This window comes from Lactobacillus sp. C449L, assembly GCF_059900815.1.
Genome location: NZ_JBWXGA010000192.1, coordinates 1 through 465, shown reverse-complemented (window position 1 = coordinate 465; position 465 = coordinate 1). Strand labels below are relative to the sequence as shown.

The window sequence follows — 465 nt, the reverse complement described above, 5'->3', positions numbered from 1 at the left end:
AGTTCGCGCAGACGCTCCAGCCCGGCCCTCGCGTCCGGACGAGGCTCGTCCCTCATGGCAATCAGGCCAGCAACCTCCCTGTCGACGAGGAGCACGGAAACGGTCTTGCCGTCGCCTCGAAGGTCTTCGATCCGCGCGCTCTGCTCTGCCTTCAAGCTGGACCGCTCAGACGCGGCACCGACGGAACCGAGGAACACGGACGCACCGCCAACCTTCGCGGTCACGCCCTTGCCGCCAAGCGCGGAGGCTTCGCTCGCCGGCGGAACGGGGGCGCCAGCCTCGGTGGCCTTGTCGAGGATCGCCTTCGCGAGCGGATGCGAGGAGCCCGTCTCCAGGGCCGCCGCCAACGACAACACCTCTCGGTCAGTTCGGCCGAACGGGACCACGTCCGTCACCTTCGGCCGGCCCTCGGTCAGGGTGCCTGTCTTGTCCAGCGCGGCGACCGTGATCCGGCCGAGGCTTTCC

Annotated in this window: 1 protein-coding gene; it reads right to left on the bottom strand. The window is 69.5% G+C overall.

All coding sequences use genetic code 11. The features are described 5' to 3' along the window. Positions 1 to 465, bottom strand: a 465-nt coding sequence (locus AC2JF9_RS08980) for an HAD family hydrolase (protein ID WP_500727072.1), incomplete at both ends; no start/stop codon positions are given.